The 22,703-nt window shown below is 61.3% G+C and carries 19 protein-coding genes and 1 tRNA gene; 13 read left to right on the forward strand and 7 right to left on the reverse strand.

Going from position 1 to position 22,703, the window contains the following annotated elements; genetic code table 11:
- Positions 1 to 125: 125 nt before the first annotated feature.
- From cimA to cysS, 3 genes are read right to left on the reverse strand one after another with little or no spacing between them, the layout of a single operon-like run.
- Positions 126 to 1,721 (reverse strand): citramalate synthase, encoded by a 1,596-nt coding sequence (cimA, locus tag K9B37_RS09320; RefSeq protein WP_224312803.1) that lies wholly within the window; start codon positions 1,719 to 1,721, stop codon positions 126 to 128.
- Positions 1,718 to 2,227, reverse strand: a complete 510-nt coding sequence (locus tag K9B37_RS09325) for a GNAT family N-acetyltransferase (RefSeq protein WP_224312804.1) — start codon at positions 2,225 to 2,227, stop codon at positions 1,718 to 1,720. Before K9B37_RS09325 ends, cimA begins: the two co-directional genes overlap by 4 nt.
- Positions 2,227 to 3,696: a cysteine--tRNA ligase gene (gene cysS / locus K9B37_RS09330; protein WP_224312805.1), complete on the reverse strand. Its 1,470-nt coding sequence runs from the start codon at positions 3,694 to 3,696 to the stop codon at positions 2,227 to 2,229. Before cysS ends, K9B37_RS09325 begins: the two co-directional genes overlap by 1 nt.
- Positions 3,697 to 3,984: 288 nt before the next feature.
- On the opposite strand from cysS, the gene K9B37_RS09335 reads away from it, so the two are divergent.
- Positions 3,985 to 4,314 carry a hypothetical protein gene (locus tag K9B37_RS09335; RefSeq protein WP_224312806.1) on the forward strand — a complete coding sequence of 110 codons (330 nt, stop codon included), beginning with the start codon at positions 3,985 to 3,987 and terminating at the stop codon, positions 4,312 to 4,314.
- Positions 4,315 to 4,329: 15 nt separating this feature from the next.
- On the opposite strand, the gene K9B37_RS09340 is transcribed toward K9B37_RS09335, so the two are convergent.
- Positions 4,330 to 4,836 (reverse strand): CreA family protein, encoded by a 507-nt coding sequence (locus K9B37_RS09340; protein ID WP_224312807.1) that lies wholly within the window; start codon positions 4,834 to 4,836, stop codon positions 4,330 to 4,332.
- Positions 4,837 to 4,910: 74 nt separating this feature from the next.
- Positions 4,911 to 5,291, reverse strand: a complete 381-nt coding sequence (locus K9B37_RS09345) for a VOC family protein (RefSeq protein WP_224312808.1) — start codon at positions 5,289 to 5,291, stop codon at positions 4,911 to 4,913.
- 169 nt (positions 5,292 to 5,460) lie between these two features.
- On the opposite strand from K9B37_RS09345, the gene K9B37_RS09350 reads away from it, so the two are divergent.
- Positions 5,461 to 6,582 carry a DUF2865 domain-containing protein gene (locus K9B37_RS09350; RefSeq protein ID WP_224312809.1) on the forward strand — a complete coding sequence of 374 codons (1,122 nt, stop codon included), beginning with the start codon at positions 5,461 to 5,463 and terminating at the stop codon, positions 6,580 to 6,582.
- Between the two features lie 247 nt (positions 6,583 to 6,829).
- Here K9B37_RS09350 and K9B37_RS09355 read toward each other — a convergent pair whose 3' ends face one another.
- Complete coding sequence (locus K9B37_RS09355; RefSeq protein WP_224312810.1) at positions 6,830 to 7,429, reverse strand: LOG family protein; 600 nt, start codon at positions 7,427 to 7,429, stop codon at positions 6,830 to 6,832.
- Between the two features lie 128 nt (positions 7,430 to 7,557).
- Here K9B37_RS09355 and K9B37_RS09360 point away from each other — a divergent pair, with 128 nt between their 5' ends.
- From K9B37_RS09360 to K9B37_RS09390, 7 genes are all read left to right on the forward strand, one after another.
- Positions 7,558 to 8,928 carry a LysM peptidoglycan-binding domain-containing protein gene (locus K9B37_RS09360; RefSeq protein WP_224312811.1) on the forward strand — a complete coding sequence of 457 codons (1,371 nt, stop codon included), beginning with the start codon at positions 7,558 to 7,560 and terminating at the stop codon, positions 8,926 to 8,928.
- A 150-nt stretch (positions 8,929 to 9,078) separates the two neighbouring features.
- Positions 9,079 to 10,935 carry an ABCB family ABC transporter ATP-binding protein/permease gene (locus K9B37_RS09365; protein ID WP_439651707.1) on the forward strand — a complete coding sequence of 619 codons (1,857 nt, stop codon included), beginning with the start codon at positions 9,079 to 9,081 and terminating at the stop codon, positions 10,933 to 10,935.
- 54 nt (positions 10,936 to 10,989) lie between these two features.
- Entirely contained in the window at positions 10,990 to 11,691 is a 702-nt protein-coding gene (locus tag K9B37_RS09370; protein ID WP_224312813.1) for a phosphatidylserine decarboxylase, read from the forward strand.
- Positions 11,692 to 11,785: 94 nt separating this feature from the next.
- Positions 11,786 to 12,625, forward strand: coding sequence for a CDP-alcohol phosphatidyltransferase family protein (locus K9B37_RS09375; RefSeq protein ID WP_224312814.1), 840 nt, complete (start codon positions 11,786 to 11,788; stop codon positions 12,623 to 12,625).
- A gap of 124 nt (positions 12,626 to 12,749) precedes the next feature.
- Positions 12,750 to 13,382, forward strand: a complete 633-nt coding sequence (locus K9B37_RS09380; RefSeq protein ID WP_224312835.1) for a Maf-like protein — start codon at positions 12,750 to 12,752, stop codon at positions 13,380 to 13,382.
- A 20-nt stretch (positions 13,383 to 13,402) separates the two neighbouring features.
- Positions 13,403 to 13,603: a DNA gyrase inhibitor YacG gene (yacG, locus tag K9B37_RS09385; RefSeq protein ID WP_224312815.1), complete on the forward strand. Its 201-nt coding sequence runs from the start codon at positions 13,403 to 13,405 to the stop codon at positions 13,601 to 13,603.
- A gap of 105 nt (positions 13,604 to 13,708) precedes the next feature.
- Positions 13,709 to 13,784, forward strand: a tRNA-Phe gene (locus tag K9B37_RS09390).
- A gap of 571 nt (positions 13,785 to 14,355) precedes the next feature.
- On the opposite strand, the gene K9B37_RS09395 is transcribed toward K9B37_RS09390, so the two are convergent.
- Positions 14,356 to 15,813 carry a methyl-accepting chemotaxis protein gene (locus K9B37_RS09395; protein ID WP_369414259.1) on the reverse strand — a complete coding sequence of 486 codons (1,458 nt, stop codon included), beginning with the start codon at positions 15,811 to 15,813 and terminating at the stop codon, positions 14,356 to 14,358.
- A 1,029-nt stretch (positions 15,814 to 16,842) separates the two neighbouring features.
- Here K9B37_RS09395 and K9B37_RS09400 point away from each other — a divergent pair.
- From K9B37_RS09400 to K9B37_RS09420, 4 genes are all read left to right on the forward strand, one after another.
- Positions 16,843 to 17,268 carry a hypothetical protein gene (locus tag K9B37_RS09400; RefSeq protein ID WP_224312816.1) on the forward strand — a complete coding sequence of 142 codons (426 nt, stop codon included), beginning with the start codon at positions 16,843 to 16,845 and terminating at the stop codon, positions 17,266 to 17,268.
- A gap of 382 nt (positions 17,269 to 17,650) precedes the next feature.
- The gene (locus K9B37_RS24790) at positions 17,651 to 19,438 is read left to right on the forward strand and encodes a hypothetical protein (RefSeq protein ID WP_305072145.1); all 1,788 of its coding nucleotides are present in this window, start codon (positions 17,651 to 17,653) and stop codon (positions 19,436 to 19,438) included.
- Between the two features lie 9 nt (positions 19,439 to 19,447).
- Positions 19,448 to 20,677, forward strand: a complete 1,230-nt coding sequence (locus K9B37_RS24795; protein ID WP_305072146.1) for a M10 family metallopeptidase C-terminal domain-containing protein — start codon at positions 19,448 to 19,450, stop codon at positions 20,675 to 20,677.
- Positions 20,678 to 20,690: 13 nt separating this feature from the next.
- Complete coding sequence (locus K9B37_RS09420) at positions 20,691 to 21,986, forward strand: hypothetical protein (protein WP_224312817.1); 1,296 nt, start codon at positions 20,691 to 20,693, stop codon at positions 21,984 to 21,986.
- Positions 21,987 to 22,703: the final 717 nt, after the last annotated feature.

Below are 22,703 nucleotides of genomic sequence, written 5' to 3' on the forward strand. Positions count from 1 at the left end.
CGTCATCCCCGGCCTTGTGCCGGGGATCCACGTTTTCGTGACAGCCGGGTCTCTAAAGACGTGGGTGGCCGGGACAAGCCCGGCCATGACGGGAGTATAGTGGAAAGAGCGCGGCGGATTGGTGACTAAAGCCCCGCGCCACTCTTCAACAGCTTGTAGACCATCGAATCCGTCAGGGCCTGGAACGAGGCGTCGATGATGTTGGCGGAGACGCCGATGGTGGTCCAGCTGTCGCCGGAGGCATCGGAGAACTCGATCAGCACGCGGGTCACGGCATCGGAGCCGCCCTGGTAGATGCGCACCTTGTAGTCGATGAGCTCCAGATCCTGGATCAGGTCCTGATACTTGCCGAGATCCTTGCGCAAAGCCACGTCGAGGGCGTTGACGGGACCGTTGCCCTCGGCGGCGGAGATCAGCACGTCCTCGCCGACCCGCACCTTCACGATGGCCTCCGAAGCGGTGACCATCTCGCCGAGCGCGTTGAAGCGGCGCTCTACGTTGACCGAGAAGCGCTCCACCTGGAAGAAGGCCGGCACCTCGCCGAGCATGCGCTTGACCAGCACATAGAACGACGCATCCGCGCCCTCGAAGGCGAACCCTTCCGCCTCTTTGCGCTTCACCTCGTCGAGGATGCGCGACACGCGCTTGTCGCCCTTCTCGAAGGTGAAGCCGAGGCGCTTCAGTTCCGCCAGGATATTGGACTGGCCGCCCTGATCGGACACGAGCACTTTTCGCACATTGCCGACACTTTCCGGCTCCACATGCTCGTAGGTATGCGGATCCTTGAGCACCGCGGAGGCATGGATGCCGGCCTTCGTGGCGAAGGCGCTGGCGCCGACGAAAGGTGCGTGGCGGTTGGGCTGACGGTTGAGGATCTCGTCCACCTGACGGGAGAGATGCGTAAGCTGACCTAAGGACTCGTCGGAAACTCCGAGATCGAAGCGGGAGGCATAGCCATCCTTCAGCTTCAGCGCGCCGATGAGCGTGACGAGATTGGCATTGCCGCAGCGCTCGCCGAGACCGTTGAGAGTGCCTTGAATGTGGCGTGCGCCGGCCTCGACGGCTGCGAGGGAATTGGCGACCGCGCAACCGCAATCGTCATGGGCATGGATGCCGAGATTGCCGCCCGGCACGACCTTCACAACCTCCCGCACGATGGCGGAAATCTCATGGGGCAGGGTGCCGCCGTTGGTGTCGCAGAGCACCACCCAGCGCGCACCGGATTCATAGGCCGTCTTCGCGCAGGCGAGCGCATAGGTCGGATTGGCCTTGTAGCCGTCGAAGAAATGCTCGCAATCGACGATGACCTCGCGTCCCTTTTCGCGCGCAGCGGAAACGCTGTCGCGGATGCCGGCGAGGTTTTCCTCGAGCGTCGTCTCCAAGGCTACGTGGACGTGGTAATCCCAGGACTTGGTGACGAAACAGATCGCATCCGCCTGCGCCTCGAGGAGCGACGCGACGCCGGGATCGTTCGAGACCGAGCGGCCAGGGCGCTTCGTCATGCCGAAGGCGGTGAACTTGGCGTTCTTCGTGCGTTTCTCGGAAAAGAACGTCGTGTCGAGCGGGTTCGCACCTGGATACCCGCCCTCGACGTAATCGACGCCGATGCGATCAAGAAGGCTTGCGACCGCACGCTTGTCTTCGAGAGAGAAGTCGACGCCCGTCGTCTGCGCACCGTCGCGCAGGGTCGTGTCGAAGAGATAGACGCGTTCGCGGGTCATGACGAGAAGGTCCTGTCCTCAGGTTTTGCGAGGCGCTTTTCCATGGTGGTGTTGCCGAGCCATTCGTCGCCCATCGTCACCGTGTTCCGGCGCTGGGCCTGAAAGCCCTGCTTCTCGAAGAAGGGCCGCGCGTTGTCGCTCGCATCCGCAACGAGGCGTGTAGCGCCACGTGCGGTGGCGAGCTTCTCTACGGCATCGTAGAGCATGGTGCCGACGCCCTGTCCGGCCACCGCGGGGTGGACGTAGAACAGGGCGATCTGCTCGTTGCCTTCGAGCGTGATGAAACCGACGGGAGAGCCCTCCACGAGAGCCACCAGCGTGAGGCTCTTGGCGAGAAGCTTGGCAAACTCCTCTTCCTCGGCGACGGAGGCCCAGGCTTCCCGCTGGCTCTCGCTGTAGTCTTCGCCCGTCAATTCCTCGACGCTCGCCTGAAGGATCTCCGCGAGGATCGGGACGTCGGCCGGCAGGAAGGGCCGCAGGCCGGGCTTCGGCATGGATTGTCCCATCAGCGTGCAACCTCCCAGGTGGTGGTGCCGTCCTTGTTGTCCTTCACCACGACGTTCATCGCCGCGAGTGCGTCGCGGATGCGGTCGGACTCGGCCCAGTTCTTTGCCGCGCGCGCTTCCTTGCGGGCTGCAATGAGCGCCTCGACCGCGCCTGCGTCGATGGCAAGCGACGCCTGACGGCGCGCTTTCCAGGCCTCAAGGCTGTCCGTCAGGAAGCCGAGGGCCCGAAGGTTCGCCACGAGTTCTTCATGGGCCCCCTGGCCGTCGAGCGCATGCAGTTCCGCGATCATGCGCGGCGTGTTGAGGTCATCCGCCAAAGCGTCGACGACAGGTGCGGAGAAGGCTGCCTTCTGTCCGTCGGCCGCCAGACCGTACCAGCGATCCAGCGCCTTCTCGCTCTCCTCCAAACCGCGCGCCGTCCAGTCGATCGGCTGGCGGTAATGGGTGCGCAGCATGTTGAAGCGCAGCACTTCTCCCGGCCAATCCTTGAGCAGATCATGGATCGTGAAGAAGTTGCCGAGCGACTTCGACATCTTCTCGCTCTCCACCTGCAGGAAGCCGTTGTGCATCCAGACATTCGCCATGCGCTGCATATCGAAGGCGCAGCAACTCTGTGCGATTTCGTTCTCGTGGTGCGGGAACACGAGATCGATGCCGCCGCCGTGAATGTCGAAGGTCTCGCGCTCGGTCGGATCGCTGCATGACAGGCGCGTTTCGAACGCCTTGACGAGATGACGCCAGGCCATGGCGGAGCATTCGATATGCCAGCCCGGACGACCGGGCGTCGCGATGCCGGCGGGCGAGGGCCAGGACGGATCCTGCGGGCCGGAGGGCTTCCACAGGACGAAGTCCATCGGGTCGCGCTTATAGGGCGCGACGTCGACGCGGGCGCCCGAGAGAAGCTCGTCCAGCGAGCGCTTGGAGAGCGCGCCGTATTTCGGAACGTTCGGGAGCCGCTGCATGGCGACGACGCTGAAGAGCACATGCTCCTCGGCCACGTAGGCGGCCCCGCGAGCGATCAGCCTTTCGATGATCATCCGCATCTCTTCGATGTGCTCGGTGGCCCGAGGCTCGACGAAGCGTGGTGGCTGGCCGGGTTCGTTCACGTCGGTCGGCATCAGGACGCCCAGAGCCCCGATATCCGCATGGAACTGCGCCTCGGTCTTCTGCGTCACGACGCGGATCGCCTCGTTATGGGGCAGGTCCGGGTAATCTCGCGCGGCGCGCGCGTTGATCTTGTCGTCCACATCCGTGATGTTGCGCACATACGTTACGGCATCTGTGTCGTAGACATGTCTCAACAGGCGGAAGAGGAGATCGAAGACGATAATCGGGCGGGCGTTGCCGATATGGGCGTAATCATAGACGGTCGGCCCGCAGACATAGAGGCGTACGTTCTTCTCGTCGATCGGGACGAACGCGTCCTTCGACCGGGTCAACGTGTTGTAGAGCCGAAGATTCGACGCCATGGAACCACCCTTTCAGGCCACAGGCCGGAGGATGGTTTCGATCTTGGAATGAGAACGAGACGGCTCCAGCCAGCGTGTGAGCTAGCTGCAAATAATCCCGGAAATGAGGATCGCTGCCGTTTTCATGTCACGATCAATGCCTTTTTCGCCTCACCTCGTCAAGGTTCCCTGCCATTAAGCAGAAATTATTTGCAATCTGGCAGGAAACCGGCATGAGGGGGCCGCGTTAGCGGATTATTCACGTCCCTTCGTGATACTGGATCACGAGTTTCAAATAGTGAGGTCTACATGCGCCGCGCATATACCATGCTCGGGTTGGGTACGCTTTTGTTCGTGGGGGCGACCACGTCCCTGACGCTTCTTCCCAACGGCACCCAGGCCTCCGCCACCGAAGCCACCTTCATCGTGCCGGCTGCGGACGGCTACGGCATCGCCGAATGCCTCGTCTCCGGCCACGCCTGCGGACAGGCGGTGGCCAATACCTGGTGCGAGGCTCAAGGCTATGCCCGGGCGGTCTCCTTCCACCAGACGAGCCCCGAAGACGTCACCGGCGCCGTGCAGAAGGTCGCTGTCGAATCGCAGGAACTGCTCCCGGTCGCGATCACCTGCGCGAACTGAGCCGCAGGCGCGCCTTTATCCGTTCAGCCAATCCCCACATTTCGGCGGCATCTCGCTGCCCCAGGGCATCAGCGGCACGCTCGAGGTCGAGTTCTTGGGCGAGCCTTCGATGGGACGGTCCGAATAGACCATGTAGACCAGGGTGTTGCGCTTGGCGTCGCAGCCCCTGACGATATGCATGCGCTTGAAGATCAGCGAGCGGCGCTCGCTGAACACCACGTCGCCTTGCGAGAATCGCTTCTTGAACTTCACCGGGCCGATCTGACGGCAGGACAGGGAGATGTCGGAGACTTCCTCCGCCACGCCGAAGGTGCCGGAAATGCCGCCGCGCTCGGGCGTCGTGTAGTGGCAGGCGACGCCCTCGATATCCGGATCGTCGATGCCGTAGACGGCGAGCTTGTCGTTGGGGGTCAACGCTCGCCAGACGGTCGACTTCTTGAAGATGACATCGGGTTCCTGGGCCGCAGCCCCGGAGACGGCTCCCAGGGCAAGGGCGGCAGCCAGGGCGAGGCGGGCAAGCATGACGGTTCTCTCCTTGAGTATCATCCGGCAACGTCAAGCTTCTATGTGGGAAGCGCAGGTCCGTTTCGCGAGGGTCACGCGACGCCGTGGCTGCAGACGCAGATCTTGTTGCCGTCGAGGTCCCGGAAATAAGCCCCGTAATAATTCGCATGGTATTGAGGGCGCAGGCCCGGCTCACCCTCGTCCGTTCCGCCCTTGGCGAGAGCCGCGGCATGGCAGGCGTCCACCTGCGAACGGCTTGTAGCAAGGAAGGCGATCATCGTGCCGTTGCCGGGAGCGGGCGCTTTGCCGTCATAAGGCTGGACGATCAGGAAGAGAGGGTGCCCACCAGCGCCGTAGCCCACCATATCGCTGGCTGAATAATGCACCGTGAGTTCGAGGGGTGCCAGCACGGCATCGTAGAAGCCCCTGGCCCGCGCAAGGTCATTTGCCCCAACGGTCGTATGAGAGTACATGCTGTTGCCTAGTTCTTGATGTGGTAGGGATTCTGCCAGCCCGGGAATAATCTCCGTTTTCCGGCAGCTGGCAAGGCGACGATCACATTGAGGCCCTTTTCACGACGTTTCTTGCCCGCCCCGGGCAGGGGATGCCTTGAATGAAATCGATTTCGTGACACGCTCAATAATGGCCAAGATATCTTTTTTTCAACCTCTCGTTGCCGTTGCGGCCTTTCTGGCCATCGGCGGAACCGCGCTCGCCCAATCGGCCGAGTGCCAGCGTTTCCGCGCCGAATTGGCAGCTCTGGAGCGGAGCGGAGGGCGGTCCAACTCGGGCGAAGCAGAGAACATGCGAGTCGAGATCGGCCGGCTGGTCAATTATTACCGTTCGATCGGCTGCGAGCGTGGCCCGCTCGGCTTCCTGGCCGGACCGCCGCCAGCGGAGTGCGGCACCATCGCCCAGCGGATCCGGCAGATGGAAGCGAATTTCTCCCGGCTTTCGGCCCAGAGCTACGATTCGGGCGATTTCGAATTCCGCCGTCGCCAGCTCATGGCGGCCGTGCAGCAGAGCTGCGCCGTGGATCAGCCCCGCGGCTTCTTCGAATCCCTGTTCGGTCCGCCGCGCGGACAGCAGCCTCTGCCGCAGGTCGCTCCAGAGGGGCAGCCGATCATTACCGAGGAGCAGCAGCCCTATGGCGGGCGCAGGCTCATCTGCGTGCGGACCGGCGACGGTTCCTTCTTCCCTCTGAGCGTGTCTCCCGGTGGACGTACCGGCGCCGACGAGATGTGCCAGGCGCTCTGCCCTGAAACGGAGACTCTCGCCTTCGCCTATCCGGGCGGGGACGATGGGCTCAAGCAGGCGGTCTCGGTGTCCGGCAGCCGTCCTTACGTCTCGCTCCCAAACGCCTTCAAGTTCCGCAAATCCTTCGATACATCGGTGGCCTGCAAGAAGGACGACGAGCGTTGGGCGGTGGTGCTCCGCCGGGCGGAGAGCATGCTCGAGCAGCGCAAAGGCGACGTGATCGTCACGGCCGAGAAGGCCGAGGAAATGTCCCGTCCGAAGGCGGTTCAGGCCCGCAAGGCAGTCGAGAAGAAGACCGACGAGGAAGCCAAGGCTGCCGCCGAGACGGCTGCCGCCGCCCCGACGGCGAGTAAGGAATCCGCCGGCATCGGGCCGAAATCCATCGAGACAAAGCGGGTCGTCGGCCAGACTGAGGGTGGCAAGCGCGACGCTGTCCTCGACGACGGCAAGAAACATGCCGTTCGGGTGATCGCACCGGAGCTGATCCCGGTTCCGAACGCGAACTGATCATGCGGTTAGGACGCCGTTGCGCATTCCCTCTATCTTGAGACATACCCTGTCATTCCGGATTGCCGTCAGGCAAATCCGACCCGAAGGGCCACGCGAAGCCGGGGAAATCCATAAGCGCCAAGGGTAGGGAGCAGGACGCAGCGGAGGCCGCTGCGTCAATCTATGAACCTTAAGCTTTTATAGGTGCCGGGCTCCGCTTCGCGGCTTCGGAATGGCAGACGCGTCGTTCTTCGCGGATTTCGTCCTAGAACCGCTGCTCGATCATCTCTTCGTTGGCAACGACGCCGATGCGGCGTGCAGAGGCTTCGAGCATGGGGATGACATCCTCGACCTGTTCGGCCACGAGATAGCTGAGTTCCAGCCCGGGACGGATGAAGCCCTCGTTGCGCATATGGGCGAGAAGACTGAGGAGCGGCTTCCAGAAACCCTTCGTATTGAGCATCAGGATCGGCTTGGTGTGGCGGCCAAGCTGCGCCCACGTCATTTGCTCGACCAACTCCTCCAGCGTCCCGATTCCACCCGGCAGGGCCACGAAGGCGTCGGCCTTTTCGAACATCAGGCGCTTGCGGGTGTGCATGTCGGGGACGGTAATGGTCTCCTGCACTGCATCGAGAAGCTTCTCGCGGGCCTTGAGAAAGTCCGGAATGATGCCGGTCACATGACCGCCATGGTCGATCACCGTCTTCGCGATGGTCCCCATGAGGCCCACATTGCCTCCGCCGTAGACAAGCTTGATATCCTGCTCGGCCATTGCGCGGCCTAATGCCGCCGCATTCTCGGCAAAAACGGAATCGTCTCCGAAACCGGATCCGCAGTACACGCAAATGGATTTAATCAGAGGCATTGGAATGTCGGAAAAATGAGGGTTAGTCCCCGTTGAGTCGTAAGGCATTATGATATTCCTTATGGCCGTAGCCTTTTGAAAGATAAACAGGTTTAATGCACGAAAGTGCCAAAACGAGAAAAGGCGTCATGGCAGACGAAAGACAGGGCAGGGGGACAATTGCCATTCTTGGCGCGACGGCGGTTGCCGTCGTCCTGGGGCTCCTTGGCGTGTTGAATTGGGGCGGCGGGGAGAAGCAAGCAGCCACCGAGAAGACGGCCCAGGTACCGGTATCCGGCGCGGCCGGATCTTCGCGTCAAGCAGAAAGTCAGGCACCGACCTCGACTCCGAAGCCCGCGCCGAGCCCGGTGACGGCATCGAACCAGGCTCCTAAGCCTGCGGATTCGAAGGCTACGCCGGTGGCGCCATCCTTCGATATCGTCCGTGTCGAGCCGACGGGGGACAGCGTCATCGCGGGCCGTGCCGCACCAGGCGCCACCATCGAATTGCTGCGCGACGATCAGGTCCATGCGCGGGGCGTCGCCGATGCCTCCGGCCTCTTCGCCATCACGCCGCCGCCGTTGCCGCCCGGCTCTCATCAGATCGTGCTGCAATCCATCGCACCCGACGGGACGCGCCAGCGCTCGCGCGAAAGCGTAACGGTCGCGATCAACGGCGATTCCAGACCGCTCGTGGCCCTGGCCGCGCCGGACAAGCCGACGGTCCTCCTGTCCAATCCCGAGCCGCCGGCTCCGAAGCCTGCCGAGCCGCCGAAGACGGAGGCAAAGACGACGGAAACGCCGACGCCTGAGCCGCAGAAGCAGGCCAATGCGGAACCGCCGGTCACGCCACCGGCTGCCGCGCCGACACCGCCAGCCCAGCCCGCATCCCGTGCCGAGATCAAGATCACCAGCGTCGAAAGCGAGCCCGGGCGGCTTTATGTGTCGGGGCAGGCGTCGCCCGGGGCGACCGTCCGCCTTTACCTCAATGAGACTTTCGTGGCGCCCGGAGGCGCCGGATCGGACGGCAAGCTCTCCTTCGCCATCGCCAGCGGCGTCAGGCCGGGCGACTATCGGGTGCGGCTCGACGACGTCGATCCGGTCTCCGGCCAAGTGAAGTCCAGGGCGGAAGTCGCCTACAACGTGCCGGTGGAAACGGCGGCGCCTCAGCTCGTACAAGGTCAGGCCACACCGGATGCGATCGGAGCGCAGGCGAAGTCCAGCCCGGCACAGGCGTCATCCACCGGGGCTTCATCCTCGTCGCAACCGAATGGCGGGCGCGTGGCGTCGGCCCTTCCCGACGGCACTGCGGTACCAAGCGCGGTCGTCGTGCCGAATATCGAAACGGCCATCGTCTCCCGGGGCGACAGCCTGTGGCGGATCAGCCAGCGGATTTATGGCCGCGGCATGCGCTACACGGTCATCTATGGCGCCAACCAGAAGCAGATCCGCGATCCCGACCTGATCTATCCTGGCCAGGTCTTCGTTCTTCCCTCCGACCAGACGAAGGGGACGAACTGATCGCGGGAGTGGAGGGCCTGCAAGCGCCGGGGTGAATTCCTTTCTCCGATCGCTTATATGCAGGTCCGGCAAACGCATCGGATTCTCGTCGAAATGTCCTCTCCGTCAGCGTCCTCTCCGCGTGAGGGGGCGAAAACAACGCCCGGTTTCATGGTCACGGTCAATCGGCTCTGGCCCTATCTTTGGCCTCACGGTCGCCGGGACCTTCAGATGCGGGTGTTCCTGGCCTTCGCGCTTCTCCTGGTCGCGAAGGGCGCCACGATGGTCACGCCCTTCGCGTTCAAGTGGGCGACCGATGCTCTGGTGGCGGCGACATCGGCGAGCGGTCAGTCGGCGACGGAAACCGCTGCCACGGCCGGTGCATGGCTCTGGCGCGCGCCGATCCTTCTGACGGCGATCTACGGCCTCACCCGGATCATCATGGCGGTGCTCACACAGGTCCGCGACGGACTCTTTGCCAAGGTCGCCATGCATGCGGTGCGCAAGCTCGCCATGCAGACCTTCGAGCACATGCACCGCCTCTCCCTTCGCTTCCACCTGGAGCGCAAGACCGGCGGCCTCACACGCGTGCTGGAGCGGGGCCGTAACGGCATTGAGGAATTGTCGCGCCTCGCGGTGCTGACCCTCATTCCGACCATCGTGGAATTTGCGATGGTGCTTGGTATCCTGGCCTGGGAGTTCGACTGGCTCTATTCGCTCGTCGTGTTCGTGATGGTGGTGGTCTATCTCGCCTACACCTATCAGGCGACGCAGTGGCGGATCTCGATTCGCAGGCGCATGAACGAGTCGGATGTCGACGCCAACACCAAGGCGGTCGACTCGCTCCTCAACTACGAAACGGTCAAGTATTTTGGCGCCGAGGCGCGGGAGGCGATCCGCTACGATCACTCCATGGAGCGCTTCGAGAAAGCCTCCACCCAGACCTACACATCGCTCGCGGTGCTCAATGCCGGACAGGCGGTCATCTTCACCATCGGCATGACGATCGTGATGATTCTGGCAGCGCGGGACATCATGGCGGGGCGCACCTCGATCGGCAGCTTCGTCCTCGTCAACGCCATGCTGGTGCAACTCTACATTCCGCTGAACTTCATGGGCATGCTCTATCGCGAGATCAAGCAGGCGCTCATCGACATCGACGACATGTTCCGGATCCTCGACAGCAATCCCGAGATCGAGGACAAGCCGCATGCAAAGCCGCTCCATGTCGGGCAGGGCATCGTCCGCTTCGAGGATGTGCACTTCGCCTACAATCCGGAGCGCCCGATCCTGAAGGGTGTCAGCTTCGAGGTACCGGCGGGACACACGGTCGCCATCGTCGGCCCGTCCGGCGCCGGCAAGTCGACCATCTCGCGCCTCCTGTTCCGCTTCTACGAGCCGACGAGCGGCCGCATCCTCATCGACGGCCAGAACATCGCGGACGTGCAGCAAGCGTCCCTCCGGAAGGCCATCGGCATGGTCCCGCAGGACACGGTGCTGTTCAACGACACGATCGGCTACAACGTCCAGTACGGCCGCTGGGACGCGGCCGCCGAGGAGGTGAGGGAGGCGGCGCGTCTCGCTCAGATCGACCGTTTCATCGGTCACCTTCCGGAAGGTTATGAGACGCCGGTCGGCGAGCGCGGCCTGAAGCTTTCCGGCGGCGAGAAGCAGCGTGTCGCCATCGCCCGCACGATCCTGAAAGGACCGCCGATCCTGGTCCTCGACGAGGCGACCTCGGCCCTCGATTCCTTCACCGAGAAGGAGATCCAGGATGCTCTCGACCGGGTCAGCCGTGGCCGCACGACCCTCGTCATCGCCCATCGCCTGTCCACGATCATCGGGGCCGATGAGATCATCGTGCTCGATCACGGACGCATCGTCGAGCGCGGCACCCATGCGAGCCTGCTGGCCCAGGGCGGCGTCTATGCGGCCATGTGGAATCGCCAGCGCGAGGCGGACGAGGCCCGCGAGACTTTGCTGCGGACCGAGGACGAGGAGCGCAAGCGGGAAAGCGTGGCGGGTTGACGGAACCCGCCGGCCCTGCCATCCCCCTGATCGACATAAAGGTTTTGAGGAAGAATGTCCGATATCCTGGAATCGATGCGCCGCATCTTCGTCCCGATCCATAAGGAAGGGTATCCCTTCATCCTGATCGCCTTGATCGCCACGATCCTGCTGGCCATGCTGTGGTCGCCGTTGGGATGGATCGGCACGATCCTGACCGTCTGGGTGTGCTACTTCTTCCGCGATCCGCCCCGCGTGACGCCGATCCGCGAGGGCCTCGTGGTCTCTCCCGCCGACGGGCGCGTGAGCCTCATCACCACCGCGGTGCCGCCCGCCGAGCTCGACCTGCCGCAGGAACCGATGACCCGCATCTCGGTGTTCATGAACGTGTTCGATTGCCACGTGAACCGCTCGCCGGTGGCCGGCCGCATCCTCCAGATCCTCTATACGCCGGGCCTCTTCCTCAATGCCGAGCTCGACAAGGCAAGCGAGGACAACGAGCGCAACGCTCTCGTCATCGAGACCGCCGGCACCCGCATCGGCGTGGTCCAGATCGCGGGCCTCGTGGCGCGCCGCATCGTCTCCTTCGTCAAGACCGGCGACACTTTAAGTCCCGGCGAGCGCTTCGGCCTGATCCGCTTCGGCTCGCGTCTCGACATCTATGTGCCCCTCACGGCCCAGGTCCTCGTCGGCCTCGGCCAGACCTCGGTCGCAGGCGAGACGCTGCTCGCGGACCTCTCGGTCAACGAGCCGGCCCGGCAGTACCGGGTGGGGTAGGGGCGGCCCGTCGACCCCTCGCACCCGGCAGGGCGCCGAGGGCAAGTCGCATCCGGCTCTTGCCGCGCGAAGGGGGCGCCCTTACAAACCGGTCATGAGCGATCTTTTCCCACCCTTCGCGCCCGATCCGGATGAGCCACGCAAGCGGCTGTTCAAGCCGGTGCCGTTCCGCGTCATCGTTCCCAACATCATCACCCTGGTGGCGCTGTGCTTAGGGCTGACGGCCATCCGCCTCGCCTATGAGGGGCGGCTGGAGCCCGCGGTCTTCGCCATCATCGTGGCGGCGGCGCTCGACGGGATCGATGGGCGGGTGGCGCGCATGCTGAAGGGGACGTCCCGGTTCGGCGCCGAGCTCGATTCCCTGGCCGATTTCGTCAATTTCGGCGTGACGCCGGCGCTGGTGCTCTACAGCTTCGTCCTGCACGAGTTGAAATCAGTGGGCTGGATCGCAGTGCTGGTCTTCGCCATCGCCATGGTGCTGCGGCTCGCCCGCTTCAACGTGATGCTCGACACGCCCAACCGACCCGAATGGCAGAAGAACTTCTTCACGGGGATGCCGGCGCCGGCCGGGGCCATCACCTCGCTCCTGCCGATCTATCTGCATTTCCTCGGGGTGCCGATCGTCGACGCCTCGGTGGCGCCCATCGTGCTCGTCTATCTCCTTGGGCTCGCCTTCCTGATGGTCTCCACCATCCCGGTCTATTCGGGCAAGACCATCGGAAAGTATGTGCCGCGCCACTGGGTGCTGCCCATCTTCGTCGTGTCCGTGGCCCTGTTCGGGCTCCTGGTCAGCTTCCCCTTCGAGATGCTCACGGCCATCACCCTTCTCTTCCTGGCAACGATCCCGATCAGCGCCATGCGCTACCGGCGCCTCGAACGGCAGGAGGCCGCCAAGGCTGCCGTCGAGCCCGAGCCGCCCCTGACGGGCGCTTGAAACGCCATTTCGCGGTTCCATGTTGTGGCGGGGCCGTTCCGGTCCCTTTGAGTATAGTTATCCTTCGAGGAGCCGGCCGCCGGCGCCTCAATGCCTGGAGAAGATCGTGGCGTCCTCCCCCGAGATGTCGAATGCCGGTTGGCGTCCCAAACTCGTCCTGGCTTCGGCCTCACCCCGCCGGCTGGCCCTCCTGCAACAGGCCGGAATCGAGCCGGATGCGCTGCTCCCGGCCGATGTGGACGAGACGCCTCAGAAATCCGAGAATCCGCGCGAGCTCGCCAAGCGTCTTGCCAAGGAAAAGGCGGAGGTCGCCCGCCGGGCGGCCCGCAACCGGGAGGATCTGAAGGAGGCCTTCATCCTCTCCGCCGACACGGTGGTGGTGGCGGGCGGGCGCATCTTGCCGAAGGCGGAAGTGGTGGACGAGGCTGCAGCCTGTCTGCGGATGCTCTCAGGCCGGGCTCACCGGGTCTACACGGCCATCTGCCTCGTGACGCCCAAGGACGGTGTACGCCTGCGGATGGTGGAAACGCGGGTGCGCTTCAAGCGTTTGTCCCGGGACGAGTTCGAGCGCTACCTCGCATCCGGCGAATGGCGCGGCAAAGCCGGCGGTTACGCGATCCAGGGGCTTGCCGGCACCTTCGTGGTGAAGCTGGTCGGTTCCTATTCCAACGTGGTCGGCTTGCCCCTCTACGAGGCCGTTGCCCTCCTCGACGGCGAGGGCTATCCGGTCCGCTTTAGCTGGCTCAACGCCGCCTGAGGTTCGACGGAAAGTGCGTCATGACACCTGCCAACGAAAACAAGCCGAAGGCGTCTGCCGGAAAGTGCCCGACGTGCGGCAAGCCTTCGGACCCGGATTATCGGCCCTTCTGCTCCAAACGATGTGCCGACGTCGACCTGCAGCGCTGGCTGTCCGGCCGCTACGCTATTCCAGCCGTCGAGGACGACGAGGACCGGGACGAAAACGACCAGGAATCGTAAGCCGAAAAAATTTCGCATCCGATGCGGCACAGATGGCTGGACATGCGCGCCGGCTCTGACTATACAACCGGCCTCCGACGCAAACGGGCGCTGCCCGCGACGGACGCCCAGGTAGCTCAGTTGGTAGAGCATGCGACTGAAAATCGCAGTGTCGGTGGTTCGATTCCGCCCCTGGGCACCACTCTTTTTTCAGGTCCTGGTATGGAAGGACTTGAGACGATAGATCCCTACATGTCCGACGCTGATGACACACAGTGGAGGCTTTTGATCCCCCGCTGCTCTCAGGCTTGATATTTGCCAACGGCCCAGAACCAGCGGCAAGACCGCCGGGAGGCAGCCAGCCTTGCTGAGGAATAAACTTTATCGGAACAAGCTTCGCGCCCGAGTTGCTTGGCGGCGATGCGCCCGCCAAATTTCACTCCAAAGGCCCCCTGGATGCTTCGGACGCAAACGGAAGACGCTATAGCGCCTTCCATTCGCATTCTTCGCCACTGCCAGGAACGGCCGGAATGTCGGCGACAGGAGAGGCCGCAACGGCCCTATGCGGCACGGATGCTTTGGAGGAAGTTCTCGATTTCATTGTTGAGAGTGGATGAATTGCGGGCCAGTTCTCCCGCCGCCGAGAGAACCTGGGAGGCCGCAGATCCCGAATGCGTCGCAGCGTCTTGCACCTGAACGATATTCTCGGTGACGGCCTGGGTGCCTTGCGCCGCCTGATTGACATTGCGGGCAATCTCCTGCGTCGCAGCCTGTTATTCCTCGACGGCGGCGGCAACGCTCATCGCGATATGGTGCACTTCCTCGATGGTGAAACCAATCTCCTTGATTGCTTCAACCGTCTCGTTGGTCGCGTCCTGAATCTGAGTGATCTGTGCCGAGATTTCTTCGGTCGCCTTTGAGGTCTGGTTCGCGAGTTCCTTCACCTCGGACGCCACGACAGCGAACCCTTTGCCCGCCTCGCCAGCTCTTGCCGCCTCGATCGTCGCGTTCAGTGCCAAAAGGTTCGTCTGGCTGGCAATCGTGTTGATGAGCGCAATGACATCCCCGATCTTTTGAGCCCCCGCGGCCAAGGTTGCTACACGGCTGTTCGTTTTGCGCGCGCTCTCGACGGCTTTCGCTGCCGCAGTCGAGGTTTGAGCGACCTGCGATCCGATTTCGCTCGACGATGCAGCCAATTCTTCCGTTGCCACGGAAACGGCCTGTACGTTTGCCAAAGTGTCTTCCGCGGCTGCGGCCACCGAGTTCGACTGCTGGTTTGTTTGCTCGGCTGTGGCAGCCATCGAGCGCGCTGTCGCCTCCATCTGCTGGGCCGCCACGGAGAGGTGTTGAACCAAACCGCCGACACTGGCCTCGAAACGCTGTGCAAGAGCGGTCATGTCGGCCCTCCGGCGTTCCGTCATCTGGCCCTCGGTATCGGCTTGTGCCTGCCGAAGCTGTTCGGCATCCTGCATCGCACGGGCGAACACCTGGGTTGCCCTCCAGATGTCTCCGATCTCGTCCCTGCTCTGGCTGATCTGCGGCAGTCTGTAGTCACCGGAGGCCAGTCTCTGGATCGCGCCTGTCACGCCAAGAAGAGGGCGTGCGATCTGCCGATGGCCAACGAGCCATCCGATAAGAATGGCGATCAGAGTGCCTCCGAGCGCAAGTGCGGAGAGAAGCATCAAGCGTTGGCTGTAGAGTGCATCCGCACCCTTCTGAACAGCTTCGGACTGCGCGGTGCCTCGCTTGGTCAAAGCATCGATGCTGGCTTGAAAGGCTTTCCTGTTTGCCCTGTTGGCTTCATTGTTGCCTTGCGCATTGGCCGCTTCCGGCGAGACTTCCGCGCCAAGGCGGACCGTCTCGCTCCTGAATGTCTTGAACGCTGCCGCGTCGCGCAGAACGGCGTCAAAAAGCTTTCGGTCTTCGCTCGGGACGAGCGGCTCCCACTTTTTTAGAAGTGCATCGATATCATTGAGCGTGGATAGAAGCCCATCGCCAAACTTCTGCGCCTCTTTCGTATCTCCGGACGCGTAGATCCCACGGGCTTCCATAACCACATGAGTTACCATCCGGTTGAGACGTTCGCTATAAAGAGCACGGGTCGCCGCGGCGTCTACATCGTGAACAGCTTCTTTGTATGTTCGCAATGTGCTGATGCCGACGCCGGCAATGATGATGGCAACTGCACTCAGTGCTCCCACAAGTGCAAAGATCTTTGTTCTTATCTTCATTATGTCATCCCCCTGGACCATTTTTCTGTGGCCTTGAGATCAAGAGAGAGGATTGCGGTTACGAAGCGGTTAAAGGAAGAAGTTTGCTTGTCGGATGTTCTTCAATGCGGTGAGTGTTCCAGCTTTCTTTTGAAACCTGCGCTGTTTTTTTGTAACAAAGTACGGGCAATAACTTGCCTTGGAGAATCCTGGCCGGAGGCTTTTACGTCGGCGGGATCTGTGATCATTACGTGGCACTAGAGGCTCAATGTCCTGTGCCGACGGTTTTTCAGTGATGATTACAATCTGAGATCAGCGATAATCGCATTCGCGGAGAGGTTGCCGTCCCGGGCACCTTTAACGACAGCATAAGCTCCATATCGCAGGAACCTTTTGCGATGCGGGTGTTCACTGCGCCCTTTAGAATTGCCCTGGTAGTTCCAGGTGCAAACAACGGCCAAGGACTTTGCCGGGCAGGACGCGAAACGGACGGATATGCAGGCCCGAACAGGACAGAGGGGCCTTGATCGTGGTGATTATTCCCTAAGGGAATGGCAGGATCCGGCCAGATCTGTGCCGTTCGTCGATGATGCTATGTCCGCGGCCGCTGATGGGGCGAGCTGACCGAGGCAGCCTCGACGTGACTTGATTTGTCGATCTCTCCTGGTCAACAACGGCAGAGATCCGCCACGGTGTGGGAAGTTCTCGGGCTATGCTTGTTTTCGTGTATGGGGCGGAAACCCTCTTGCTAGCGTTTGGGTTAGGGGTGGCAGCTCTCGCCGGACCTAAGGTTCTGCCGCTCCCTCGCGGGGGCGGTTTGCTTTCGGCGTTGCGGCGGCCCCGTTTGCCCTTGCGTCCGTCATCCTCTTGACCACGATCGCCTTGGCCGGGGGCACCCGCTGGACTCCTCGCCTCTGCCCGCGTCCTGCTCGGCCTCGTGCTCTGCGCTGCTTCTCTCGACATGCGACTGCCCCGATCAAGTCCCAGGCGTGGAATCGACACGATGCTGCCATTCTGGTCCGGCGCGTGAGGGATCGCCAGAGGCTCTCCGTGATCGAATGGCGCCCGATCGTCGTGGGCACATGGTTTGTCGTAAATTGCCTGTTTCTCTTGGGTGCCTTCGACGTCGGTGGGATGCAGCTCGGAGCATGGACGGTGCTGAATTCTCGCTACGCCATGCAATGGCATCTCTTAGCGGGATTTGTCGCAGCATGGGGGATCGCAGCCGTTCTCACCAGTCTCGGGACACGGAAATACGTGCTGGGAGAATCGTTGAGTGCGCCAGCAATCGCTTCCCTCGCGGCAGTCACAGCCATTCTCGTCATGCAAGTGTGGCCGTATTTCCCGACGCCGGTTTATCTTACCCTCACTGAAAAGCTGAACGGCCTAGTGCGGTCGCTTCCGCCGTCCTGCCGGATCCTTTCCGATGATACCGGCCTCAACTTCTATTCTGAACGCCCGGTCGTCCAACTATAGCAAGGCGATGCGCGACCTGCTCCAGGCAAAGGACACGGCAGCGCTCGATGCTCTCCTCAAAGAGCGAAATCTGTGTGCCGTCGTGCTTTATCAGGGTCTTTACATAGACACCACTGGGCCGCAGATGCCGATGACACAACTTCTTAGCAGCAGGGCGTTCAAGATGCATGACGCTTTGCCATGGCGAATTTACCTCCGCTAGAGATCTTTGACGGCGCCATGGCGGTCGCTTCCACTCTGTTCGGCGTCGGTCCGTATGATGCCATCATCATTGTTGCACTTTATCTTTTGTCCTTACGGAGCCTGTCTATACGAATAGTTTCCTGATGCCGGCGCTTGCACTAGGAGGTTGCAACAGCATCACCTTCTTCGCTCTCCGGTAATGAGCCGTTTCAGGACACCTTCCCTTTCTGCCAGCGCAATCCTGCAAGTCGCGCCGCAAGATCTGCCGCAGGCCACTCTCCAGGGTGGCGCTGCGGACGATACGCTTTTGCTGCTCGACGGCGGGAGCTTCGACCTGAGGCTTGCCGCGGTCTTCGACGGCATCGAGACGGTGCAGGGGTCGGTGGCCCACGACACGATCATTCTCGATGAGGCGCGCTTTGGCGGCATTCTTGCCTTCGATGGCGGTGCCGCTGCGGCAACCCATTGGGACGAGATCGTCCTTTACGGCGCTGCCTTCGATTTCACCGGTCGGAGCCTGACCGGCATCGACCGTGTCTCGCTTCAGACGGACGATGCGGTCCTGACGATGGCGGATCACGACAGTGCGCTTCTCGCCTCCGGCATCGTCAGCCAGAACGATACGCTGATCGCCGCGAGCGTCACCTTCACGGCGGCGGAGCTGGCACGGCTGCACCGGCAGGGCATCGATACCATTGTCGATGCGGCAGGCACGCATGTGAACACGGCGCCTGTCATCCGGGCGCTGTCGGGCGATCGGGTCGACACGCAGGCCGCCAAGACGGTCTTCATTGATGCCGGGTGCGATGCCGTCGTTTCCGACGATGACGGGACTTATGCGCTTCTGACCGTGACGGCGCCGCAGGGGCTCGATGCGCCGGGCCATCTCGGCATCGACACGACGGGAGTAATCGCCCTTTCCGCAGGCTATGCGGCGGGCAGCATCGTCATGGTCGGCGGGATTGAGGTCGGCATGCTATGGGAGGCGGGCGATGCCAGCCTCAGCATCGCCTTCAACGACGTCAACGCCACCTCGGCCCGGGTCCAGGAGCTGATCCGGGCGGTGACCTTCACCAGCGCCGCCGTGCCGCCGCAGGTGAGCACCGAGCAGCCGGTAACGGTGACGCTCACCGACGAGGGCGGCCGCCGCTCGTCCGCACATCTCACCCTGGTGCAGGATGTCCCCACCATCCCGCCGCATCTCGTGCTCAGCCATGCAAGCGTGCCGGAACTCTCAGGCGCCGGAACGCTGGTGGGACTGCTCACGGCGGAGGTGCTGGGCAAGGGTGACAGCTTCACCTACACGCTGCTCGACGATGCGGATCACCGCTTCATGCTGCAAGGCGACCGTCTGCTGGTCGCCAGCAACGCCCGGCTCGATTATGAGGCGAAGACATCCCACCGGGTGGTGGTGCGTGCGACGGCTGCGGACGGCAGTCATCTCGACCAGGCCTTCACCATTACGGTCGAGGATGTGAAGGATGAGGTCGTCTACGGCACGGTGCGCAACGACGGCACGCGCTCGGTCATCGGCACGGACAGCAACGACACCCTGATCGGCGGCAGCGGCCGGGATACGCTCTCCGGCGGGCTCGGCAACGACATGCTCATCGGGCGCCTTGGCAAAGACGTGCTGATCGGTGGGGAGGGACGGGATCTGTTCGTGTTCGACACCAAGCTGAACCCGCGCAGCAACGTGGATAAGATCGTCGATTTCTCGGTCCGCGACGACACCGTCGCGCTCGACAACGGGATCTTCAAGGCACTTGGCACGAGGGGCACTTTGAGCAGGCCCGCGAAGCTGAACCCAAAGATGTTCTGGAAGGGCGCCAAGGCGCACGATGCCGACGATCGCGTCATCTATAATCCGAAGACCGGAGCGCTGTCCTATGATGCAGACGGAACCGGGACGATGGCAGCCGTGAAGATCGCCGTGCTGGCGAAGGGGCTGAAGGCCATGTCGTACAAAGATTTTTTCGTGATCTAGCGTGCACCCATGACAGCAAAGTTCATCCGCGCTCTGCGCAACGACTGGAAATACATCAACGATTGGCGCGGCTTCGCGAACTCATCGGATGGCGAAGGTGTCGTCATCACCTACAATTTCATGACCAAGGTTCCCGACGAACCGCGCGTCGATCCGCTGCCGGAGATCAATACAAGCTTCTCCCGATACAGCACCGTCGAACAGACGGTGGTGCGGGCGGCGCTGAAGATCTGGTCGGCCTATGCCAACGTCAAGTTTGTCAAGGTCGACACCCAGGATGCCGGCATCATGTTCGGTCAGCACCGGATGTATGATCCTGTCGAGGGATTTGCGGGGACGCTGCTCTTCGACCCGGCCAAGCAAGCCATGCGCCCGACCGATGTCTGGCTGAAATCGAAGGGTTTCACGGACGGGTTCCTCACGACCCATCGCGGCCTCGAAGTGGCGCTTCACGAGATCGGTCATGCGCTCGGGCTCAAGCACCCCTTCGCCGGGAAGGCGCGGCTTACCGGCGACGACCGAGATTCCTCGATCATGTCTCAGGACTACAGCGGGCCGTACAACAAGCCCGGAATCTATGATATCGCAGCGCTCCAGTCGATCTACGGGCCCGCGCACAAGCGGATGGGCGCAAACACCTACAAGATCGGCAGTGACAAGCTGATCTGGGATGGCGGCGGCATCGACACCGTTTCGGCCGCATCCGCCAAGGCGAAGACCTACATCGACATGAATGACGGCTCCTGGAGCTGGGTCGGCAAGAAGGCAAAGTCTCTGCTCGATGACGGGCAGAGCTGGACCGGACACTTCACGCAGATCGAGAAGGCGATCGGATCCCGCTACGACGATAAAATTGTCGGCAACGAACTCGACAACATTATCCAGGGCGGCAAGGGCAACGACACCATCACCGGAGGCGGCGGGGCTGACAGGCTCTTTGGTGGCGCAGGCAAGGACACCTTCGTGCTCAAGAGCTATGCCGACATGGGCACGCTCGAACATCATGATGAGATTATGGATCTCCAGCCCGGAGACAAGATCGATCTGCGCGCCCTTCATACAGCTTTTCGGGGCAGCGGCGAGTCCGATGCGATCCTCACCCCCGGAACAGGCGGCCAGTTTTATTTCAACAGTGTGAGTCAGGAACTCAGGTTTGATGCCGATGGGAACGGAGTGATCGACGCTGCCGTCGCGGTTCATGCCAATACGATTAACCAAGCGATCTTGATCATATTCTGAAAGAGGCAAGGCGATGACACGACTTAAGTGGCTGGGAGTCCTCACGTTGGCGCTGATGGCGCAAGGTTTGTCGTTAGTCGGAAACGCCCAAACGCGCGTCGAAGAGTATTTCAAAGTGTTCCCAAGTGAACGGGCTCCAGATGGTGGAAAGCCTGCGCTCTTCTTGCGACGTGATCCCATCACGGCAATTGCCATCGGCTTTGAACACGGTCAGCTTGCACGGATGGCAACCATCGTCACGATCTTCGCAAAAGCTAGTTCGTTGCCGCTGACGTTCTCGGATAAAGGGGCAAACTTGATCCTGATCAGGGCTCCAGACACGCACCGCGGGACAAAGCTAAATCCCGAAGCCCTCCGGCAATCCGGTATTGGACTAAATGTCATTGCCACAATGAACGAGGATGGTGTCTGGGGTTCTGGATGCGGAATTTATAACTTCCGGAACAAGTACGGCAGCATCTCAGCCTCGATTGGGGTCGTCGACGCAGCATTGTCCGAAGATGAGCAGCGTGTCTGTAGTTCATTCATTATCGCGGCAGCGTTTGGCTTTGGTTTAGGGCTTAATGACGGCACATCTCTACCGCGCGAAGTGAACGTGTACAGAAATGCCTACATTGTTAGGGTCGTCTCACTTTGCAAGGATATTTACGCGCAGCAATCAAATGAACAGTACAAGAAATGTATCGAAGGCGAAGTCAGTAAATTCTTGCAGCTCGACATAAAGGCTTTGATGCATACGAATGCAAATAGCGCGGGTGAGGACGTCATTTTCGCGAGGACGGCACCGATCGTGCTTGGCTACGGTGGATTTGATCAGACTGGCATCGGCGTCATTGAAGAAACCGTCGCTTTATACGCCGAGGCAAGCTCTCTGCCGGTGTCGGTCTCGGACAAGAACGTGAATCTGGCGATATTGAAAGCAGAAAATATTAGCGATGGTGATGCCCTACGCACAGAATCCCTAGCAAAGTACAGCTTGTCTGACGAGATGATCCGGGAATTGGTCCAATTGCCAGGATGGTCTCGCGGTTGTGGTGTGTATGCCTTTAGAGGAAAGGACGGGCGGGTATCGACCTCAGTCGGGATCGTTGACAAGAGCCTCTCTCGCCAAGACGAACGCGACTGCCTCAATTTTATCATCTCGATGTCTTTCGGGGTCGAAGTACACAGCAAAGAGCTAGCAAGAGACGATGCGTTTACATATGCGATCGCGTATTTATTGAGTATCGTTCCGATATGTGAACGTGAAAATCGCGACGCGAAAAGTGCACTTAAGTGCATTGGCGAACGATACGAACGCTTGAACTAATATCCCTTAAAATTTGAAGTCGAGAACACAGTATGGATAGGATTACTGTTAGTGCGCCGATCTCCGCAACGACGTCAATCGGTGTGGGTACTGAGCTCGGAGCGTTGGGGTATAGCGCGTCTCTTGATGGCACGATCAATCTGAATACAGGCATAAAATCATACGGTTTGTCGTATAGTCGAGGTAATGTCTCCCTAGGCCTTCAAGGAGAACAGGGTTCCCTGCCCGAGCTAACTGCAAGTCCAACGTTCAGTGCCGGGGAATTCATGGGAGCTGGCGCAAGACTAGAATTAGATAAGGATAATCTAACACTCAAGTTGGGCTTTGGCTTCTCTGGGGGCGTTCCGTATGGGCTTACGGCAATAACATATGTAAGTATTCAAACGAATTACTTTCATCAGGTTCCCCAAAGGATTGATCTGGCGGCAAAGCAATACTCCCTCGATGTCACGATGTCGGAGCTCGACAAGCTGCTTGGCGATATTCCGGATGAAGAAAAAGCCGCGTACTTGGATGACTTACACCAACTTGAGAACGCGATAACTGGATTTGACGATGGAGAGTTGTCTTCGTCGTACATGCCAGCCGCACATTGCTTCGCGAGGGATACGCTTATCGCCACCGACGCCGGTCAAGTTCCCATCCAAGACATTTGTCCCGGTGACCTAGTCTTGGCATACGATGCTTTAGGAGCGTTGAAGTATGGGAGGGTAGTGC

Source organism: Microvirga puerhi, from assembly GCF_020089865.1.
In the GTDB taxonomy this organism is placed as follows: domain Bacteria; phylum Pseudomonadota; class Alphaproteobacteria; order Rhizobiales; family Beijerinckiaceae; genus Microvirga; species Microvirga puerhi.

Bases quoted from the DNA above. Each gene is read 5' to 3' on its own strand.
- cimA (WP_224312803.1), bottom strand. From the start codon at position 1,721: ATGACCCGCGAACGCGTCTATCTCTTCGACACGACCCTGCGCGACGGT.
- K9B37_RS09325 (WP_224312804.1), bottom strand. From the start codon at position 2,227: ATGGGACAATCCATGCCGAAGCCCGGCCTGCGGCCCTTCCTGCCGGCC.
- cysS (WP_224312805.1), bottom strand. From the start codon at position 3,696: ATGGCGTCGAATCTTCGGCTCTACAACACGTTGACCCGGTCGAAGGAC.
- K9B37_RS09335 (WP_224312806.1), top strand. From the start codon at position 3,985: ATGCGCCGCGCATATACCATGCTCGGGTTGGGTACGCTTTTGTTCGTG.
- K9B37_RS09340 (WP_224312807.1), bottom strand. From the start codon at position 4,836: ATGCTTGCCCGCCTCGCCCTGGCTGCCGCCCTTGCCCTGGGAGCCGTC.
- K9B37_RS09345 (WP_224312808.1), bottom strand. From the start codon at position 5,291: ATGTACTCTCATACGACCGTTGGGGCAAATGACCTTGCGCGGGCCAGG.
- K9B37_RS09350 (WP_224312809.1), top strand. From the start codon at position 5,461: ATGGCCAAGATATCTTTTTTTCAACCTCTCGTTGCCGTTGCGGCCTTT.
- K9B37_RS09355 (WP_224312810.1), bottom strand. From the start codon at position 7,429: ATGCCTCTGATTAAATCCATTTGCGTGTACTGCGGATCCGGTTTCGGA.
- K9B37_RS09360 (WP_224312811.1), top strand. From the start codon at position 7,558: ATGGCAGACGAAAGACAGGGCAGGGGGACAATTGCCATTCTTGGCGCG.
- K9B37_RS09365 (WP_439651707.1), top strand. From the start codon at position 9,079: ATGGTCACGGTCAATCGGCTCTGGCCCTATCTTTGGCCTCACGGTCGC.
- K9B37_RS09370 (WP_224312813.1), top strand. From the start codon at position 10,990: ATGTCCGATATCCTGGAATCGATGCGCCGCATCTTCGTCCCGATCCAT.
- K9B37_RS09375 (WP_224312814.1), top strand. From the start codon at position 11,786: ATGAGCGATCTTTTCCCACCCTTCGCGCCCGATCCGGATGAGCCACGC.
- K9B37_RS09380 (WP_224312835.1), top strand. From the start codon at position 12,750: ATGTCGAATGCCGGTTGGCGTCCCAAACTCGTCCTGGCTTCGGCCTCA.
- yacG (WP_224312815.1), top strand. From the start codon at position 13,403: ATGACACCTGCCAACGAAAACAAGCCGAAGGCGTCTGCCGGAAAGTGC.
- K9B37_RS09395 (WP_369414259.1), bottom strand. From the start codon at position 15,813: ATGAAGATAAGAACAAAGATCTTTGCACTTGTGGGAGCACTGAGTGCA.
- K9B37_RS24790 (WP_305072145.1), top strand. From the start codon at position 17,651: ATGAGCCGTTTCAGGACACCTTCCCTTTCTGCCAGCGCAATCCTGCAA.
- K9B37_RS24795 (WP_305072146.1), top strand. From the start codon at position 19,448: ATGACAGCAAAGTTCATCCGCGCTCTGCGCAACGACTGGAAATACATC.
- K9B37_RS09420 (WP_224312817.1), top strand. From the start codon at position 20,691: ATGACACGACTTAAGTGGCTGGGAGTCCTCACGTTGGCGCTGATGGCG.